Source organism: Chromobacterium sp. INPA-IVC, from assembly GCF_059047085.1.
Map to the genome: position 1 here is coordinate 109,977 of NZ_JBTNLS010000008.1, position 16,576 is coordinate 126,552.

Genomic DNA, 16,576 nt, shown 5'->3' on the forward strand with positions numbered 1-16,576 from the left:
CCGCGCCCCTGTTTTCTTTATCGCCGACTCCATGCTCCGCTTCCTTTCCTTCCGCGGCCTGCTGCTGGCCGGCTTTCTCGGCGTCGCGCTGATCCCCGCCGCGGCGCTGGTGCAGCTGCGCCACGAGCTGGGCCTGGCCGCCGACAGCGCCCAGCTTCACCAGCGCCAAGCACAGCGCTGGCAGGACATCGCGCGCCTGTCGCAGGAGCAGGCGGTGCAATTCGAGCGCGCCAGCCGCCAGGCGGCGATCCTGCGCGACCGCAAGCTCAACGAGACCGCCAGCCAGGCGCGCGGCGAGCTGCAGCGCGCGCAGCGGACGCTGCGGCAGGACGCGCCGGCCGAAGCGGTGCCCGGCATAGACAGCGCCCTTGCCCTGGCCTCGCAATTGCAGCGGCTCCCCCCCAATCGCCGCCAACAGCGCGACGCGCTGTTCCGCCAACTGAACCGCGTGCTGGATCAGCAACAGCAGACGCTCGCCCAGGCCGGCGAAAAGCGGCAGGCCAGCTGGCGGGACGACATCGAACGGATGCGGCTGCAGGCCAACCGCCTGGCCTGGCTGGCGCTGGCCGCCGCCGTGCTGCTGGCCTTGATCGTCACCCTGCTGATCCACGCCCCGCTGCGCGGCCTGCAGCGCCGCATCGCCCGGCTGGCCGGCGGCGCCCGACAGCTGAACTGGCGCCAGGCCGGCCCCGCCGACCTGCAGCGGCTGGGCCGGGAGCTGGAACAGCTGGACCTGCGGCTGGTTGAGCTGGAACAACAGAAAACCCGCTTCTTCCGCCAGGTGTCACATGAGCTGAAGACGCCGCTGGCGTCGATACACGAGGCCGCCGCGCTATTGAAAGAACAGGTAGCCGGCCCGCTCAATCCGCAGCAGCGCCACATCGTCGACATTCTGGGCAATAACGCGCTGACGCTGCGCCAGCGGGTGGAGGCGCTGCTGAAGCAGGACGCCGGCCTCTGGCTGTCCACCACGCTGAACGTTTCCGCCTTTCCGCTGCGCCAGTTGCTGGAGGCCAGGCTGGCCAGCTGCCAGCCGCTGTGGCAGGCCAAACGGCTGGAGGTGGCGCTGGACGGCGCGCCCGGCGCGGTGCGCGGCGATCCGTCCAAAGTAGAGACTATCGTCGACAACCTGCTGCTCAACGCCATCCGCCACAGCCCCGCCGGCGGGCGGCTGACGCTGCGTTGCGGCCGCGAGCGCGGCCAGGCCTGGCTGGAAGTGGCCGACCAGGGGCCCGGCGTGCCCGACGCGCTGCGCGACAAGATCTTCGAACCTTTCTGGAGCGGCCCCGCGCCCGACGGCGAACGCCCCGGCAGCGGCCTCGGCCTGACCATGGCGCGCGGCTACGCGCAGCTGATGGGCGGCGAGCTGCGGCTGCTGGACGACGGCCCCGGCGCGCGCTTCCGCCTCCATTGGCCTGAACCGGAGCCGATATGACCCCATCCGTTTTCCCGCGGCGCTGGCTGCCGCTAATGCTGCTGCCGCTGCTCGCGGCCTGCGCCGGCGTCCGCCCTGCCAGCCCGCCGATACGCTACTGCCCGGGCAGCGACGCGCTGCTGATCGCGCTGGACTGGCCGGACGAAGCCGTGCGCCAGCGCTGGCAGGCCTACGAAGCCTGCGACAGCTACCGCCTGCTGCGCGTCCTGCGCGCCAACCGCGGCGATCCGGGCCGCCTGGCCACCGAGCTGGACAAGCTGCTGGCCGACAAGAGCCTGTCGCCGGCCAGCGCCGCGCTGGCGCGGCTGCAACTGCGCCAGGCCCAGTCCCAGTTCCGGCTGCAGGACCAGAACGACCGCCAGCAGCAGCAATTGCGCGACCAACAAAAACGCATCGACGACCAGGCCGCCAAGCTGGACGCGCTGCGCCGCCTGGAACTGGATCTACCCAAACCCAACGGCCTGAGCGGAGGAAGCAAGCGATGAACGCCCCCGCACGCATCGTCCTGGTGGACGACGATCCCGACCTGCTATGCCTGGTCAGGCTGCGGCTGGAGGCCGCCGGCCACGAGGTGGAGGCGCTGGCCAGCGCCGAAGCCGCGCTGACGGCGATGGCCGCCCGCCGCGCCGACCTGCTGCTGACCGACTGGCGGCTGCCGGGCATGGACGGCCTGCAGCTGTTCGAAACCGCGCGCCGCCGCTATCCGACGCTGCCGGTCATCCTGTTCACCGCCCACGGCACCGTGCCGGACGCGGTGGAGGCGGTCAGCCGCGGCGTGTTCTGCTATCTGGAAAAACCGTTCGACGGCCAGCTGCTGCTGGACAAGGTGGCGCAGGGCCTGACGCTGTCGGCGGGCGACAGCGCCCCCGGCGACGACTGGCGCGCCGGCATCGTCAGCCGCGGCCCGGCGATGGAGGAGTTGCTGAGCGAAGCGCGGATGGTGGCCGCCACCGACGCCAGCGTGCTGCTGCAAGGCGAAAGCGGCAGCGGCAAGGAAGTGCTGGCCCGCGCCATCCACCAGGCCAGCCGCCGCGCCGGCCGGCCCTTCGTCGCCGTCAACTGCGGCGCGATTCCGGAAAACCTGCTGGAGAGCGAGCTGTTCGGCCACGAAAAAGGCGCCTTCACCGGCGCCTCCGCCCGCCACGAGGGCCTGATCCGCCAGGCCGACGGCGGCACGCTGTTCCTGGATGAGATCGGCGACATGCCGCTGCCGCTACAGGTCAAGCTGCTGCGGGTGCTGCAGGACCGGGAAGTGCGGCCGGTGGGCGCCAGCCGGCCGCTGCCGGTGGATATCCGGCTGCTGTCGGCCACCCACCGCGACCTGCCGGCCCGCATCGCCGACGGCCAGTTCCGCGAGGATCTCTATTACCGGCTGAACGTTGTGGCGCTGACGCTGCCGCCGCTGGCCGAGCGGCGCGAAGACATCCCGCTGTTGGCCCAGCATTTCCTGCAACAGGTGGCGGCGCGCTACGGCAAGACGGTGACGGGCTTCGCCCCGGACGCTCTCGCCTTCCTCGCCGCCGCGCGCTGGCCGGGCAATATCCGCCAGCTGGCCAATGTGGTGGAGCAGTGCTGCGTGCTGGCCACCGGCCCGCTGCTGACCCTGGCCCAGGTGGAAAAGGCGGTGGCCGGCGAATCCCGCGCCATTCCGACGCTGGCCGAGGCCCGCCGCGAGTTCGAGCGCGACTACCTGGAGCGGCTGCTGCGCCTGACCGGCGGCAACGTCAGCGACGCCGCCCGGCTGGCCGACCGCAACCGCACCGAGTTCTACCGGCTGCTGCAAAAGCACGAACTGAACGCGGCTGCGTTCAAGGACGGCTGAGGCTGTCGCCTGCAGGCGACAGCCCCAAACCATTGATTGGCATGGATTTTATGACGAATGGCCGGATCGCTGTCGCCAATCGGCGACAGATTCGCCCCCTTTGGCCGGCCGGCATCCCACCCAAAACTGTCAAATGACTGATAAATAAGGAAAAACAAGCGCTGGCACGGCGCTTGCTGTATCGGGACCAAGCGCGATTGGCCGCAAGGCGCTCCGGAGTGGGCGGTTGGAGGAGATTCAACTCCGCCCAAGCCCACCGGAACCGCCGGCCAAGAGCAATGACCATCACCCTGTCCAAGGAGACTCATCATGCGCAAGACCCTGATCATCGCCACCCTGATTCCCGCTCTGTACGCCGGCGCCGGCATCGCCGCGGAAACCAAGCAGACCGCCAGCTCGCCGACCCAGGAGCAAGCAGTTCAACAACACGCCGCCGCCAATCCCGCCGACGCGGAACTGGGCCGCCAGATCAACGAGATCATCGCCAAGTCCGCCGCTCAGCTGGGCGCCAAGGTCGAGGCTCAGGTCAACAACGGCGACGTGGTGTTGAACGGCACCGCGCCGAACCAGGACGTGGTTTCCCGCATCGCCGAGGAAGTGGCTCGCGTGCCGGGCGTGAAGAGCGTGCGCAGCCAGGTCAACCTGCTGCCCGCCGGCTAAGTCCGATTTCGCCGTTCATCTCGGACGGCAACCGTCCCGCATCCGTTTGCCCGCCGAAAGGCGGGCTTTTTTTCGTCCGCTCAATGCCACAACGCCGTTTCGGTCTCCGCCGGCGTCATGTAGCGGCCGATCAGCCTGCGCATGGTGCCGTCCCGGTTCATCTTGTCCACCAGCGCCTGCCACTGGCCGATGTCCTGCTCGGAAAACGTCCGCTTGGTGAACACGATGCCGCGCGGGCTGGGCGCCGAGACCTTGTCCCAATCGGCCACCCGCACGCGGTCTTCCAGATTGAATTCGCGCAGTTTCTGGCGATAGACCATGGGCGTGGAGAAAATGCCGGCCACGCGGTTCTGCGCCAGCAGACGGAACAAAAAGTCCTCCTCCGGCACCTCCACCACCCGGCCCGTCGCCGCCAGCTGGACCATCAGCGGGTCGTAATAGGAACTGGTGCTATAGCTGCGGACCACCGCCCAGCGCCACGGGGCGCCGGCCTGGATGAAGCCATCCATCGAATCGATGGCCGCCGGCAGCTTGGGCGACAGCAGCACATACTGTTTGAGCTGGATGTAGTTGAGAAACCAATAGACGCGATCGCGCTCGGGGGTGGCGATGGCCGACAGCGTGATGTCCAGCTTCCCGGCCTCCAGCTCGCGCCAGATGCGGGCGCGCGGCATCACCTCGTATTCGAAGCGGCAGCCGCTGCGGCGGCGCAGTTCCTCGGCGACATCCCAATCCAGCCCGTTGCGGTCGGTGTAGAACAGGCCGATGCGGTAGAAGGCCAACCGTATCGGATGCGGCGGACAATGAAAGGGGGAGGCGAAAGCCGGCATGGCGCCCAGGCCGATTCCCAGCGCAACCGCAGCCACGCATCGCCTCCTCATGCCCTCTCCCTCTCGTCGACGCGGCTCTCGCGCGGCCGCATCGACAGTATAGGCGTCAGACCTTCATCAAGCTCTTCAGGGCCAGGCGCACGCCTTCGCTGACCGTGACGTCGGACGGCAGGCTCTTGGTGGCCGCCGCCGCTTCTTTCTCGTTGTAGCCAAGCGCCAGCAGCGCGTTGACGATGTCGCTCTTCTCGTCCGGCGTGGCGGCGAAAGCCAGGCCGCCCGGCACCGTCAGGTTGCCGCCGGTGGCGAGCTTGCCGCGCAGCTCCAGCACCAGCCGCTCGGCGGTCTTCTTGCCGATGCCCGGCACCGCCGACAAGCGCTTGATATCCTCGCTGGCGACGGCGATCGCCAATTCGTCGGCGGTCATGCCGGACAGGATCGCCAACGCGATCTTGGCGCCGATGCCGGTCACCTTGATCAGCTGGCGGAAGGTCTGCCGCTCCTCCTTGCTGGCGAAGCCGTACAGCAAATGGGCGTCCTCGCGCACCGCCAGGTGGGTGAACAAGGTGCAGGGCTGGCCCAGCGCCGGCAACTGGTAGAAGGTGGTCATCGGCACGTCCACTTCATAGCCGACGCCGTTCACGTCCACCACCACTTGCGGCGGCAATTTTTCGATCAGTTTTCCGGAAAGACGTCCGATCATCTTGGCATTCTCGCAATCAGGCCCGCGCCGGACTGGCGCGGCTGCCGGCATTATCCCACAAGCCGCGCCCGCGCCCACCAAGCTCGCCCGGCAAGGATCCACCCAACGGCGACCCCCATCGCTGCCAGCCTTTGATATATCAAGACAAGCTATTCAAATATTCAAAAGTAACTACGCTTAAAATAAATAAAACCCAGACTATTTTCTGGCGCGCGCCGGTGAATATTAACAAGATGGCTATTTCACTTTATGCCATATCGCCCAGCGCCTGATATTCAGCCGCTTTCGCGGCAAAATACTCAATATTCAAACAAACACAAAACCAAACGTCATTCTAAAAAAATCTCCCATGCAAACCCTGCCATTCCACAATCTCCTCAGCTGGGCATAATGAATCGGCAAGGCCACATTAACGAGAGTCAAGAATATCAATACTGGAAATATCAGCCCAACCTTGCTGGGATCAGTTTTGACAGCGGCTGCAAAGCCGCCTTGATTCTCCATCGACAAGGAATCCATCCGTGAAGAAACTGCTTGCCGTTTCATGCCTGTCGGCATTAGCCCATTTTGCCGCCGCCGCGCCTTTTTCTCCGCAGGAAACCAATTACATCAAGCTGAACTTTCAGAACCAGAATGGCAGTGGAAATATCTGCGGCGGCTCGCTGGTGGGAAAGGATCTGGTGCTGACCGCCTCGCATTGCATCCTGGACAACTGGGCCGGCGTCACCGCCTACTATGGCCGCAATTTTGAAAACCAGGTCAGCGCCCGGCGCGACAACGCCCAACCCAACTGGATCAAGTTCGACCACCACGGCGTCGCCGTGGATCTGGCCCTGCTCAAGCTGTCCCAGCCTATCGCCGGCCGCAACGGCGCCCGCATCGTCCCGGTGGTGGCGCAGGAGGATTGCAATGCCGGCATCGGCGCGATGCAGGCGCAGCGGCGGATGGACGACCAGGGCTATCAGCTGGGGCAGAGCCTGATGCAGGCCAGCGTCGCCAACATCGTCCGCCTGGGCCCGTCGCCGCTCGCCAATGGCGTCTCCCTGCTGGCCAACGGCAACGTCGGCCGCGGCGGCGATTCCGGCAGCCCGCTGCTGTCGCCCAAGGGCGTGCAAGTGGGGGTATACAACGGCAACGCCGGCAATGTTTCCGCCTTCGCCGCGCTGTGCAAGTACGCCAGCAATATCCAGGCATGGTCGGAAACGCTCAGCCCGGGCGGCAGCCAGACGCCGCCTCCCGGCGACTGGGTGTGGCCGACGGAACGGCGGCGCTGAGGATCCGCAGATGGCAAAAGCGGCCCGCAGGCCGCTTTTTTTGCGATCGGAAACCGGCGGGCCGCCGGATCTTGCCTACACCAACCGCCCGCCTCTCACTTTCAGCCCGCTTTTCGCCAGCTTGCCGATGGCGCCGCCGCTGTGATTCGCGTGGGTCAGCGCCACCGCCAGCGCGTCGGCGGCGTCGGCCTGCGGCGTGCCGGACAGATTGAGCATGCGCACCACCATGTACTGCACCTGCTCCTTCGGCGCCTTGCCCTGGCCGACCACCGATTGCTTGACCTGCAGCGCGGTGTACTCGGCCACCGGCAGGTCCTTCAGCACCAGCGCCGTCATGCAGGCGCCGCGCGCCTGGCCCAGCATCAGCGTGGCGGCCGGGTTGACGTTGACGAACACCTGCTCCAGCGCCGCCTCGGTCGGCTGATAGGTGGCGATCACCTGGTGTATCCCGTCCACGATCACCTTGACCCGCTCCGCCAGGCTGGCGCCCTGCGGCGTGCGGATGGCGCCGGAGGCGACGTAATGGCGCTGGTTGCCCAACACGTCGATGACGCCGAAGCCGCAGATGCGGCTGCCGGGATCGATGCCGAGAATGCGCCGGCTCATGCCGTCCAGCCGGAGGCGATGCGGTCGGCCTCGGCCAGCCGCTCCGGCGTGCCGACATCCAGCCACACTCCCTGCTGCACCTCTCCGCGAACCCGGCCCTGCTCCATCGCCGCCAGCAACCACGGCAGCAAGGGGCTTGCCGCGCCGGACTTCACGTCGCGGAAGAAGGCCGGATGGTAGGCGGCCAGGCCGCAGAAGGTATACGGCGTGTCGCCGTCCGCGCAGGCGGCCACGCGGCCGTCCGCGCGCAGCGTCAGGTCGCGGCCGGTTGGGTAGCCTGCCTTGGGCGTCAGCGTCAGGTGAGCCTGCGCGGCGTCGCCGTCCAGCCTTGCGGCCCCCTCGATCAGCCGTTCAACCGGAAAATCCGCCAGCACGTCGCCGTTCAGCACCAGGAAAGGCGCGTCGCCGAGCAGGGGCAAAGCGGTGGCGATGCCGCCGGCGGTTTCCAGCGCCTGGCCTTCCGGCGAATAGGCGATGGACGCTCCGAAGCGGCCGCCGTCGCCCAGCGCCTCCTCTATCCGCTCGCCCAGCCAGGCATGGTTGATCACCAGCTCGGTGACGCCGGCGCGGACCAGGCGCTCGATATGCCACTGGATCAGCGGCTTGCCGCCGGCGACCAGCAAGGGCTTGGGCGTATGGTCGGTCAACGGCCGCATCCGCTCGCCGCGGCCGGCCGCCAGTATCATTGCCTTCATATTCTTCTCGTTCATTTCGGGAACAGCCGCTCGGCCGGGAAATCGCCTTCGTTCTCCCAGAAGCCGCGCTCGCTGCGCTCGGTCAGCCGCCATTGGCCATCCTGCAGCTTCAAACGGCGATAGCTGACGCGGAAGGTTTCGCCATCCCACTCGCCCTTGGCCGGGAAATCCGGCGCGCACGACGCCAGCAAGAAGCCGTCCCGCACCTCTTTCCAGCCGCTCTTCAACGCGTTCGCCATCGCGAACGGCTGGGCCGGATCGCGCCCCTCGGGCTGGGCGAAGCGGATGCCGCGCGCGCCGACGGTGAACGGCCGCGCCTCGACGCCGGAATAGGAGCCGAATCCGGCAGAATGGTCTTCCTGTAGCAGGAACACCGGCTTGCCGCCGTCGCTGAGCCGGGTGCGTTCCAGCTTCGACACGCGTCCGACCCTAAGGCGCGACAACTGGCCACCCTGACTGTCGTAGATTCGCAACTCGGACTGCGCCAGGGCCGGCTTCCAGCCATCGCCCTCGCTGTCGCCGCCGAAACCGCCGTCCTGCCGCGCGGCCAGCCTGGCATCCTGCCACAGGCACACGCGCAGCTCCTGCGCCGGGAAGCACTGCCGCTTCTGGAGATCGGCTGCACCGGCCGCCAACGGCAGCAACGGCAAAAGAAGCGGCCAGCGCATCACTGGCCCTTGACGCCCAACACCGGGTAGCTGGACTGCAGTTCCTCGTCAGTCTCGTCGCGGCCCACCAGGTCCACCAGCAAGTGGTAGAACGGCGCCAGCTCGACATAGCGGCGGGTGGTGCGCTTCAGGTACTTGATGAAGCGCGGGATCTCGGCGCGGTACTTGTCCTTGCCGTCGCGGTGGTGCAGGCGGGCGAAGATGCCGGCCACCTTCAGATGGCGCTGCACGCCCATCCACTCGAAGGCGCGGTAAAAGTCGTCGAAAGCCTCCGGCACCGGCAGGCCTGCCGCGCGCGCCTTCTCCCAGTAGCGAATCGCCAGATCCAGCACGAACTCCTCTTCCCACTCGATGAAGGCGTCGCGCAGCAACGATACCGCGTCATAGCTGACCGGGCCGTACACCGCGTCCTGAAAATCCAGCACGCCTGGCGCGCCGGGGGTCAGCATCAGGTTGCGGACGATGAAGTCGCGGTGGACGAAGACCTTGGCCTGGGCTAGCAGCGCCGGCAGCAAGGCCTTGACGCCGGCGTCCCACAGCTGGCGTTGCTTGAAATTCAACGGCTTGCCCAACTCTTTGGCGCAGAACCACTCCGGGAACAGGTTCAGCTCGCGGGTCAGCAGCGCTTCGTCGTATTCCGGCAACACATCCGGCTGGCTGCCCTTCTGGATCTCCACCAGCGTGTCCAGCGCCTCCAGCAACAGATGGCGGTGCACCAGAGCGCGCTCGTCGTGCTGCAGCGCGGCCAGGTAGGTGACCTTGCCCAGATCCTCCATCACGATGAAGCCCTGTTCGCGGTCGCGCAGGTAAATCTCGGGCACTTTCACCATGGAGAAGATGTCTCGCACCTTGATGTAGGCGTCGGTGCCGATGTGCTCCGGCGGCGCGTCCATCACGATGCGGCTTGCGCCATCGGGCCAGATTGCACGGAAATAGCGGCGGAAGTCGGCGTCGGCCGCGGCGAATTCAAGCTGGATTTCGTCGCCGGGATACTGTTGCGCCAGCCATTTCTTGAGCTGTTCCTGTCTTTGCATGTCGCTTTATCGTGGTGCTGATAGAATTGGGCGATTTTATACCGCCCACTGCCCCCCACGATATGGCTTTGTGCATGCACAGACAAAAACTGACTCCGCTGGCGCTGGCCCTGGCCGCCGCCTTTGCCCTGAATGCCCCCGCCGCCTTCGCAGAAGACGAAGAGCCGCCGATAGCCGTCCCCGCCCCGCCCAAGGAGCCGGGCCAGACCGTGGTCCATGCCGACGATCTGGATGGCGAAATGAATGTGATCCTCCACGCCAAGGGCAATGTGGTGGTGACCCGGGATGACCAAAAGGTGGAGTCCGACTGGCTGGACTACTACCAGAACAAGAGCAGGGTGAAGGCCGGCGACCGCTTCCGCATGACCCGCGGCGGCGACGTGATCACCGGCACCACGCTGGACTACAACGTCGACACTTACAGCGGCACCGGCATGGAGCCGGTGTTTTCCATGGCCCGGCAGAACCAGACCGCCGCCAAGCCGGCGCCCGGCGCGCCGCCCGCCAAGCCGGTCACCCTGCGCGGCGACGGCAGCCAGGTGGATTTCCAGGGCCAGAACCAATATCGGGTCTACGGCAGCCGGATGACCACCTGCGATCCCGGCGACGAGGCCTGGTATCTGAAGTCGTCGCGCACCGACCTCGACTACAACACCGGCGTCGGCGTCGCCCACAACGCCTGGATGCAGTTCTACGGCGTGCCCATCCTGTATTCGCCGTGGCTGGACTTCCCGCTCAACAGCAACCGCAAGTCCGGCTTCCTGATGCCGACCTTCAAGACCGGCAGCTCGGGCACGGAGTTCTCGCTGCCCTACTACTGGAACATCGCGCCCAACTACGACGCCACCATCACGCCGCACATCAACGTCAAGCACGGCAACATGCTGGCCGGCGAGTTCCGTTACCTGCAGCCCGACTACAGCGGCCGCATCTATACCGAGCAGTTGCCTAAAGACAAGCTGACAGACCAGTCCCGCTACGCCTGGAGCGCCACCCATAGCCAGAACTTCGGCCATGGGCTGACCTTCGGCATGGATTTCAACCAGGTATCGGACAACAACTACTTCACCGATTTCGGCGACCAGGTGGCCATCGCCTCCAACGTCAACCTGAACCGCGAAGCCTGGCTGAACTACGCGCTCGGCTGGCAGGGCGGCGGCGGCAACGTCACCTTGCGCGCCCAGCGCTATCAGAACCTGACCATCAATCCGGCCCCCGGCGACATCCCCTACGCCAAGATGCCGCAACTGACGTTCAACGCGAACCAGAGCCTGCCTGCCGGCTTCTCGGCCAACCTGATCTCGGATCTGACCCGCTTCGACCACCCCTCGCTGCAGAATGGCGAGCGCTTGGTGCTCTACCCCAGCGTCAGCTGGAACTTCGACCGCAGCTGGGGCTTTCTGCGGCCAAAGCTGGGCGTCAACTACACCCACTACAACCTGGATGCCTTCCAGGGCAATCCAAGCAATGTCCAGACCCGCACATTGCCGATCTTCAGCACCGACGCCGGCCTGTATTTCGACCGCGACACCCAGTTCCTGGGACGGGACCATCTGATGACGCTGGAACCCCGGCTGTTCTACGTCAACATTCCCAACAACAAGGACCAGAACTCGCTGCCGATGTTCGATACGTCGCTCAACGACATCAACTTCGCGCAGCTGTTCACCGAAAACCGCTATTCCGGCTATGACCGCATCAACGGCGCCAACCAGATCACCACCGCGCTGACCAGCCGTTTCATCGACCAGAGCAACGGCCTGGAACGCTTGCGCCTGGCAGTGGGCAAACGTTTTTATCTGAAAGACGATGTCACCCAGACCGTCAACCAGCCCAGCTCCGACCTGCTGCTGTCCGCCGGCGGCGATCTGACCCGCGAATGGCGCTTCGACAGCAGCTATCAATACAACCAGCAACTGGGCATGACCGAACGCTACAACGCCCAGCTGCGCTACAACCCGGCCGCCGGCAAAGTCGCCAGCGTGCGCTACCGCTACGGCCGCTACGAGCAGCTGGACAACTCCAATAACTACGGCCCGATGCGCCAGGTGGACGTGGCCGCGCAGTGGCCGATCGCCCGCCGCTGGTACGCTATCGGCCGCTACAACTATTCGTTCATCGAACGCAAGCCTATTGAGCGGCTGGCCGGCTTCGAGTACAACGATGGTTGCTGGTCGCTGCGGATGTACAGCCAACGCTACGTATCCGATCCGACCACCACCAAGAACGCGTGGTTCTTCCAGCTGGAACTCAAGGGCCTAGGCGCCCTGGGCAACAACGGCGTGCAGGACACGCTGCGTCTGGCCGTACCCGGCTACACCAAGATTAACGAGTAACAAAGCCTGACCATGAAAAAGACCCTGCTTGCCCTGTTGATCGCCAGCGTCATGCAAAGCGCGCTGGCGGCCCCCGCCACCCCGGTACGAGAAGTGGATCGCATCGTCGCCGTGGTCAACAAGAACGTGATCACCTGGCAGGAACTGCAGGCGCGCGTGGACGAAGCGATCAAGCAGCTGGAATCGCAAAAGGTGGCCCCGCCCGCCCGCGACGTGCTGGAGCGCCAGGTGCTGGAGCAGATGATCACCGAGGAAGTGCAGCTGCAGTACGCGGCCAGCGGCGGCCTGCGCATCGAGGACGCCGCGGTCGACCAGGCTGTGGCCAACCTCGCCAAGCAGAACAAGCTGAACGAAGCCGGCCTGAAGGCCCAGCTGGCCAAAGACGGCATCACGATGGACCGCCTGCGCGGCGACATCCGCCGCGAACTGACCATCTCCCGCCTGCGCGACAGCGAAGTGGCTTCCCGCGTCACCGTCAGCGACAACGAGGTGGATCAGGCGCTGAAGAGCGCCCAAAGCGCCAACCGCACCGAATACCATCTGGCCAGCATTCTGGTCGCGGTGCCGGAACGCGCCGACGCCAAGCAGATCGACCTGCTGTCGCAAAAGGTGCACAAGGCCCAGGCCGATCTCTCCGCCGGCCAGCCGTTCGCCAAGGTGTCCGCCACCTACTCCGACGCGCCCAACGCGCTGAAGGGCGGCGACATGGGCTGGCGCAGCGCCACCTCGCTGCCGCCGGAGTTCGTTCAGCTGCTGGAACAACTGAAAGTCGGCGCCGACACCGACGTCATCCGCACCCAGCAAGGCTTCTTCATCTTCAAGCTGGTGGACAAGCGCAGCGGCGGCGCGCCGATGATGGTGGAGCAGTACCACCCGCGCCACATCCTGATCCGCACCAACGAGGCGGTGTCCGAAGCCGACGCCAAGGCCCGCATCGACCAGGTGCGCGACCGCATCATGCGCGGCGCCAAGTTCGCCGACATGGCCAAGCTGTACTCGGAAGACGGCAGCAATTCCAAGGGCGGCGACCTGGGCTGGGTGAACCTGGGCGACCTGGTGCCGGAATTCGAGAAGGTGATGGTGTCGCAACCGATCGGCCAGGTGTCGCAGCCGGTGCGCACGCCGTTCGGCTGGCACTTGATCCTGGTCGAAGGCAAGCGCAACCAGGACGTGTCCAGCGACCACGAAAAGATGGCGGTCAAGCAGCAGATCCGCTCGCGCAAGATGGAACAGGCCTACACCGACTGGGTGCGTCAGCTGCGCGACTCCGCCTTCGTCGAAGAACATCTGGACGAGAAGTGATGGCTAGCCGGCCCGTTCTGGCCATCACCGCCGGCGAGCCGGCGGGCATCGGCCCCGACCTGGTTTTGCGGCTGCCCGAGCTGGCGCCGGAAACCCGCTGCGTGGCGGTCGCCGACCGCGGCCTGCTGGCCGGACGCGCCGCTGCGCTGGGTCTGGATGTGAAACTGGCCGACTACCGCCCCGGCCTGCCGGCGCCCGCCGGCGCGCTGGAGGTGCTGCACGTGCCGCTGGCCGAGCCGGCTGAAGCCGGCCGGCTGAATCCGGCCAACGGCCGCTACGTGCTCGCCACGCTGGATGCGGCGATAAACGGCTGCGTGTCCGACGAATTCGCCGCGATGGTGACCGCGCCGGTGCACAAGGGCGTGATCAACGACGCCGGGGTGCCGTTCACCGGCCATACCGAATACCTGGCCGAGCGCACCTGCACGAAAAAGGTGGTGATGATGCTGGCCGGCGGCGGCATGCGCGTCGCGCTGGCCACCACCCACCTGCCCTTGCGCGACGTCGCCGACGCGATCACCGCGCCGCTGCTGTTCGAGGTGATCCGCATCCTGCACGCCGACCTGGCCGGCAAGTTCGGCATCGCCGCGCCGCGCATCCTGGTGGCCGGCCTGAATCCGCACGCAGGCGAGAGCGGCCATATGGGCCGCGAGGAAATCGACGTCATCGAACCGGCGCTGGACGCGCTGCGCGCCGAAGGCATCAATCTGATCGGCCCGCTGCCGGCCGACACGCTGTTCAATCCAGACAAGCTGGCCCAGGCCGACGCGGTGCTGGCGATGTACCACGACCAGGGCCTGCCGGTGCTCAAGCACGCCAGCTTCGGCGCCGGCGTCAACATCACGCTGGGCCTGCCCATCATCCGCACCTCGGTCGACCACGGCACCGCGCTGGACCTGGCCGGCAGCGGCCGCGCCGATCCGGGCAGCCTGGTCGAGGCGGTGCGGCTGGCGGAACAGCTGGCGCAACGCTCGTCGCGCCGCTGACCTCCGCCTCGCCGCTCAGCGCACCACCACCTGGTCCGGCAGCTCGTTGACGAAGGGCTCGCCGTCACGCGGCGCGTGCTTCAGCAGCACCTCGTGGATGCGGCTCAGCCCCAGCTCCAAACCCGCCACATGATCGCGGGCGGCGAAGGCCCGCTGCATCTCGGCGCAGATGCCGGCCCACTCCCCAGCCGCCACCCGGCGGTTGATGCCGCGGTCGGCGACGATTTCTATCCTCCGCTCGGCCAGCAACAGGTACACCAGCACGCCGGTGTTCTCTTCGGTATCCCACACTCTCAGCTCGCCGAACCACTGCAGCGCCCGCTGCCTGGCGCTCATGCCGCGCCAGGCGGCGCGCCAGTCCAGCGCCGACTCCACCACGAAACGCAATTGCCCGCGGTGCGCCCGCTCCGATTCGGCGATCCGTTGCTCCAGCCGCTTCAACTGGGCCGCCGGGAATTGCCGCCGCGCCTGCCAGCCGGTGCTGCACAGGTGGCGCCATGCGCGTTGCCATCGATTCATTTCACCAGTCTCCCGAAGCGCCGCCGCCGCCGAAATCGCCGCCGCCGCCCGACCATCCGCTGCCGCCGGAGCCGGAGCTTCCCCCGCCTCCGCCGCCCCAATTGCCCCAGCTGGCCAGCGACAGGCCGTGCTCGCCCAGCGCCAGGCACAGGCCCGCGGCCACCGCGCCGATCAGCAAGGCCATCATCACGTCGGCGCCCAGCACCACCGACAGGCCGATGCTGAGGCAGCCGATGATGAAGCTGCCCACCAGCCGGCCAAACAGCTTGCCGGCCACGCCGGAGCCGATCAGCAGGAAGAAGGCCAGCAGCGGCCAGCTTTCGCCCCAGCCGCCGCCCTGCGCGGCTTGCTTCGCCGGCTCAGGCAGCTTTTCGCCGTCTATCAGGCCCTCGATCTGCGCCGTCGCCGCCTGAATGCCCTGGAAACGCAAACCCTGCTTGAACAGCGGCCGCAGCGTGTCCTGCAGGATGCGCTTGGCGTAGATGTCCGGGATCGCGCCCTCCAGGCCGCGCCCCACCAGCAGCTGGGTCTTGTGCGAATCGGCGACGATCAGCAGCAGCGCGCCGTCGTCCACGCCCTTGCGCCCCAGCTTCCAGCTGTCCATCACCCGGGTGCCGTAGTCGAACGGCGTTTCCGGGTCGACAGCCGGCACGATCAGCACCGCCAGCTGGCTGCCCTTGCGCTGGTGGAAATCCAGCAGCTGCTTCTCCAGCTCGCCGCGCTCGGCGTCGGTCAGGAAGGACGCCTGGTCGATCACCGGCGAGGTCGGCGGCGGCACCGCCAGCTCGGCCCGCGCGACGCCCGCCAGCAGGCACAGCGCGAGCCACAGCCAGGCCCATGCGCGGCTCATCTCACTTGCCTTGCTGGTCGAAGTTCACCTGCGGCGGCGCGGAGATCGCCTTCTCGTTCTCCACGGTGAAATTGGGACGGGTCTTCAGGCTGAACATCATCGCGGTCAGATTGTTGGGGAAGCTGCGCACGGTGACGTTATAGGCCTGCACCGAATCGATATAGCGTTTGCGCGCCAGCGCGATGCGGTTCTCGGTGCCCTCCAGCTGCGCCTGCAGGTCGCGGAACGACTGGTCGGCCTTCAGCTGCGGATAGTTTTCCGACACCACCAGCAGGCGGGACAAAGCCGAGCCCAATTGATTCTGCGCGGCGGAGAACTGCTTGAGCTTGTTCTCGTCGGTGGCCGCCGCCGCGTCCATCTGGATGCTGCCGACGCGGGCCCGCGCCTCGGTCACCTGGGTCAGCACGTCTTTCTCATGCTTGGCGTAGCCCTGCACCGTCTTCACCAGATTGGGAATCAGGTCGGCGCGGCGCTGGTACTGGTTCAGCACTTCGGACCAGGCGGCGTTGGCCGCTTCGTCCTGAGACTGCATCGCGTTGTAGCCGCAGCCGCTCAGCGTGGCCGCCAGCGTGAAAACCAGCAACAGTTTCTTCCACATGATCGTCATCCTCTCGATAGTGCGAAACGCCCCGCAAGGAAGCGTCCAAAACCGATAGCTTAACCGAAAAATGGCGGCGCGCCGGGAATCGAAAAACTCATGAACATGGCGATCCGCGGCATAAAATGACAAGCCGCGGCAGCCAAGCCAGTCATCCCCCGTGAATAAAATATCCAGCCCGACTCCCATGAGCGCGTCTCATGCCAACCGGCAATATCTTGATCTAAAGAAGAAAAAACCCTATTCAACTCGTATTTTTCG

At 66.4% G+C, this 16,576-nt stretch carries 18 protein-coding genes; 8 read left to right on the top strand and 10 right to left on the bottom strand.

Annotation, left to right across the window (positions count from 1 at the left end; genetic code table 11):
- The first annotated feature begins 31 nt into the window (after positions 1-31).
- The 4 genes from ACX17K_RS16220 (at position 32) to ACX17K_RS16235 (ending at position 3,917) form a co-directional block, all read left to right on the top strand.
- Positions 32-1,435, top strand: a complete 1,404-nt coding sequence (locus ACX17K_RS16220) for a sensor histidine kinase (RefSeq protein ID WP_493775598.1) — start codon at positions 32-34, stop codon at positions 1,433-1,435.
- Positions 1,432-1,920: a hypothetical protein gene (locus tag ACX17K_RS16225; protein ID WP_493775599.1), complete on the top strand. Its 489-nt coding sequence runs from the start codon at positions 1,432-1,434 to the stop codon at positions 1,918-1,920. Before ACX17K_RS16220 ends, ACX17K_RS16225 begins: the two co-directional genes overlap by 4 nt.
- Complete coding sequence (locus ACX17K_RS16230) at positions 1,917-3,257, top strand: sigma 54-interacting transcriptional regulator (RefSeq protein WP_493775600.1); 1,341 nt, start codon at positions 1,917-1,919, stop codon at positions 3,255-3,257. The genes ACX17K_RS16225 and ACX17K_RS16230 overlap by 4 nt, the downstream gene beginning before the upstream one ends.
- A gap of 309 nt (positions 3,258-3,566) precedes the next feature.
- Entirely contained in the window at positions 3,567-3,917 is a 351-nt protein-coding gene (locus tag ACX17K_RS16235; RefSeq protein WP_493775601.1) for a BON domain-containing protein, read from the top strand.
- A gap of 80 nt (positions 3,918-3,997) precedes the next feature.
- Here ACX17K_RS16235 and ACX17K_RS16240 read toward each other — a convergent pair whose 3' ends face one another.
- The 3 genes from ACX17K_RS16240 to ACX17K_RS16250 all read right to left on the bottom strand — a co-directional run bounded on the left by ACX17K_RS16240 (position 3,998) and on the right by ACX17K_RS16250 (position 5,951).
- On the bottom strand, positions 3,998-4,783 hold the full coding sequence (locus tag ACX17K_RS16240) for a substrate-binding periplasmic protein (RefSeq protein WP_493775602.1): 786 nt from the start codon (positions 4,781-4,783) through the stop codon (positions 3,998-4,000).
- A 70-nt stretch (positions 4,784-4,853) separates the two neighbouring features.
- Entirely contained in the window at positions 4,854-5,447 is a 594-nt protein-coding gene (ruvA, locus tag ACX17K_RS16245) for a Holliday junction branch migration protein RuvA (protein ID WP_021477442.1), read from the bottom strand.
- Between the two features lie 306 nt (positions 5,448-5,753).
- Entirely contained in the window at positions 5,754-5,951 is a 198-nt protein-coding gene (locus ACX17K_RS16250) for a hypothetical protein (RefSeq protein WP_493775603.1), read from the bottom strand.
- A gap of 17 nt (positions 5,952-5,968) precedes the next feature.
- Between ACX17K_RS16250 and ACX17K_RS16255 the strand changes: the two genes are divergently transcribed.
- The gene (locus ACX17K_RS16255; RefSeq protein WP_493775604.1) at positions 5,969-6,721 is read left to right on the top strand and encodes a trypsin-like serine protease; all 753 of its coding nucleotides are present in this window, start codon (positions 5,969-5,971) and stop codon (positions 6,719-6,721) included.
- Positions 6,722-6,796: 75 nt separating this feature from the next.
- Here the strand turns inward: ACX17K_RS16255 and ruvC are convergent, their stop codons facing one another.
- The 4 genes from ruvC to amgK are packed head-to-tail and all read right to left on the bottom strand — an operon-like array spanning position 6,797 to position 9,724.
- Positions 6,797-7,327, bottom strand: coding sequence for a crossover junction endodeoxyribonuclease RuvC (gene ruvC / locus ACX17K_RS16260; protein ID WP_463089684.1), 531 nt, complete (start codon positions 7,325-7,327; stop codon positions 6,797-6,799).
- The gene (murU, locus tag ACX17K_RS16265; RefSeq protein ID WP_493775605.1) at positions 7,324-8,022 is read right to left on the bottom strand and encodes an N-acetylmuramate alpha-1-phosphate uridylyltransferase MurU; all 699 of its coding nucleotides are present in this window, start codon (positions 8,020-8,022) and stop codon (positions 7,324-7,326) included. The genes ruvC and murU overlap by 4 nt, the downstream gene beginning before the upstream one ends.
- 11 nt (positions 8,023-8,033) lie before the next feature.
- Positions 8,034-8,690: a hypothetical protein gene (locus ACX17K_RS16270; RefSeq protein WP_493775606.1), complete on the bottom strand. Its 657-nt coding sequence runs from the start codon at positions 8,688-8,690 to the stop codon at positions 8,034-8,036.
- Entirely contained in the window at positions 8,690-9,724 is a 1,035-nt protein-coding gene (amgK, locus tag ACX17K_RS16275) for an N-acetylmuramate/N-acetylglucosamine kinase AmgK (RefSeq protein ID WP_493775607.1), read from the bottom strand. The genes ACX17K_RS16270 and amgK overlap by 1 nt, the downstream gene beginning before the upstream one ends.
- A gap of 74 nt (positions 9,725-9,798) precedes the next feature.
- On the opposite strand from amgK, the gene ACX17K_RS16280 reads away from it, so the two are divergent.
- From ACX17K_RS16280 to pdxA, 3 genes are read left to right on the top strand one after another with little or no spacing between them, the layout of a single operon-like run.
- Positions 9,799-12,060 (top strand): LPS-assembly protein LptD, encoded by a 2,262-nt coding sequence (locus ACX17K_RS16280; protein ID WP_493775608.1) that lies wholly within the window; start codon positions 9,799-9,801, stop codon positions 12,058-12,060.
- Positions 12,061-12,072: 12 nt separating this feature from the next.
- Positions 12,073-13,362: a peptidylprolyl isomerase gene (locus ACX17K_RS16285; protein WP_493775609.1), complete on the top strand. Its 1,290-nt coding sequence runs from the start codon at positions 12,073-12,075 to the stop codon at positions 13,360-13,362.
- The gene (pdxA, locus tag ACX17K_RS16290; RefSeq protein WP_493775610.1) at positions 13,362-14,348 is read left to right on the top strand and encodes a 4-hydroxythreonine-4-phosphate dehydrogenase PdxA; all 987 of its coding nucleotides are present in this window, start codon (positions 13,362-13,364) and stop codon (positions 14,346-14,348) included. Before ACX17K_RS16285 ends, pdxA begins: the two co-directional genes overlap by 1 nt.
- 15 nt (positions 14,349-14,363) lie before the next feature.
- On the opposite strand, the gene ACX17K_RS16295 is transcribed toward pdxA, so the two are convergent.
- Genes ACX17K_RS16295 through ACX17K_RS16305 form a run of 3 tightly spaced genes read right to left on the bottom strand, consistent with a single transcriptional unit; the run spans position 14,364 to position 16,324 of the window.
- Positions 14,364-14,867, bottom strand: a complete 504-nt coding sequence (locus ACX17K_RS16295) for a TPM domain-containing protein (RefSeq protein ID WP_231163724.1) — start codon at positions 14,865-14,867, stop codon at positions 14,364-14,366.
- A gap of 1 nt (position 14,868) precedes the next feature.
- Positions 14,869-15,717 carry a TPM domain-containing protein gene (locus tag ACX17K_RS16300; RefSeq protein WP_493775611.1) on the bottom strand — a complete coding sequence of 283 codons (849 nt, stop codon included), beginning with the start codon at positions 15,715-15,717 and terminating at the stop codon, positions 14,869-14,871.
- 1 nt (position 15,718) lies between these two features.
- Entirely contained in the window at positions 15,719-16,324 is a 606-nt protein-coding gene (locus tag ACX17K_RS16305) for a LemA family protein (protein WP_231163722.1), read from the bottom strand.
- Positions 16,325-16,576: the final 252 nt, after the last annotated feature.

Excerpts from the sequence above, each read along its gene's own strand:
- ACX17K_RS16220 (WP_493775598.1), top strand. The coding sequence starts at position 32 with ATGCTCCGCTTCCTTTCCTTCCGCGGCCTGCTGCTGGCCGGCTTTCTC.
- ACX17K_RS16225 (WP_493775599.1), top strand. The coding sequence starts at position 1,432 with ATGACCCCATCCGTTTTCCCGCGGCGCTGGCTGCCGCTAATGCTGCTG.
- ACX17K_RS16230 (WP_493775600.1), top strand. The coding sequence starts at position 1,917 with ATGAACGCCCCCGCACGCATCGTCCTGGTGGACGACGATCCCGACCTG.
- ACX17K_RS16235 (WP_493775601.1), top strand. The coding sequence starts at position 3,567 with ATGCGCAAGACCCTGATCATCGCCACCCTGATTCCCGCTCTGTACGCC.
- ruvA (WP_021477442.1), bottom strand. The coding sequence starts at position 5,447 with ATGATCGGACGTCTTTCCGGAAAACTGATCGAAAAATTGCCGCCGCAA.
- ACX17K_RS16250 (WP_493775603.1), bottom strand. The coding sequence starts at position 5,951 with ATGGAGAATCAAGGCGGCTTTGCAGCCGCTGTCAAAACTGATCCCAGC.
- ruvC (WP_463089684.1), bottom strand. The coding sequence starts at position 7,327 with ATGAGCCGGCGCATTCTCGGCATCGATCCCGGCAGCCGCATCTGCGGC.
- murU (WP_493775605.1), bottom strand. The coding sequence starts at position 8,022 with ATGAAGGCAATGATACTGGCGGCCGGCCGCGGCGAGCGGATGCGGCCG.
- ACX17K_RS16270 (WP_493775606.1), bottom strand. The coding sequence starts at position 8,690 with ATGCGCTGGCCGCTTCTTTTGCCGTTGCTGCCGTTGGCGGCCGGTGCA.
- amgK (WP_493775607.1), bottom strand. The coding sequence starts at position 9,724 with ATGCAAAGACAGGAACAGCTCAAGAAATGGCTGGCGCAACAGTATCCC.
- ACX17K_RS16280 (WP_493775608.1), top strand. The coding sequence starts at position 9,799 with ATGCACAGACAAAAACTGACTCCGCTGGCGCTGGCCCTGGCCGCCGCC.
- ACX17K_RS16285 (WP_493775609.1), top strand. The coding sequence starts at position 12,073 with ATGAAAAAGACCCTGCTTGCCCTGTTGATCGCCAGCGTCATGCAAAGC.
- pdxA (WP_493775610.1), top strand. The coding sequence starts at position 13,362 with ATGGCTAGCCGGCCCGTTCTGGCCATCACCGCCGGCGAGCCGGCGGGC.
- ACX17K_RS16295 (WP_231163724.1), bottom strand. The coding sequence starts at position 14,867 with ATGAATCGATGGCAACGCGCATGGCGCCACCTGTGCAGCACCGGCTGG.
- ACX17K_RS16300 (WP_493775611.1), bottom strand. The coding sequence starts at position 15,717 with ATGAGCCGCGCATGGGCCTGGCTGTGGCTCGCGCTGTGCCTGCTGGCG.
- ACX17K_RS16305 (WP_231163722.1), bottom strand. The coding sequence starts at position 16,324 with ATGACGATCATGTGGAAGAAACTGTTGCTGGTTTTCACGCTGGCGGCC.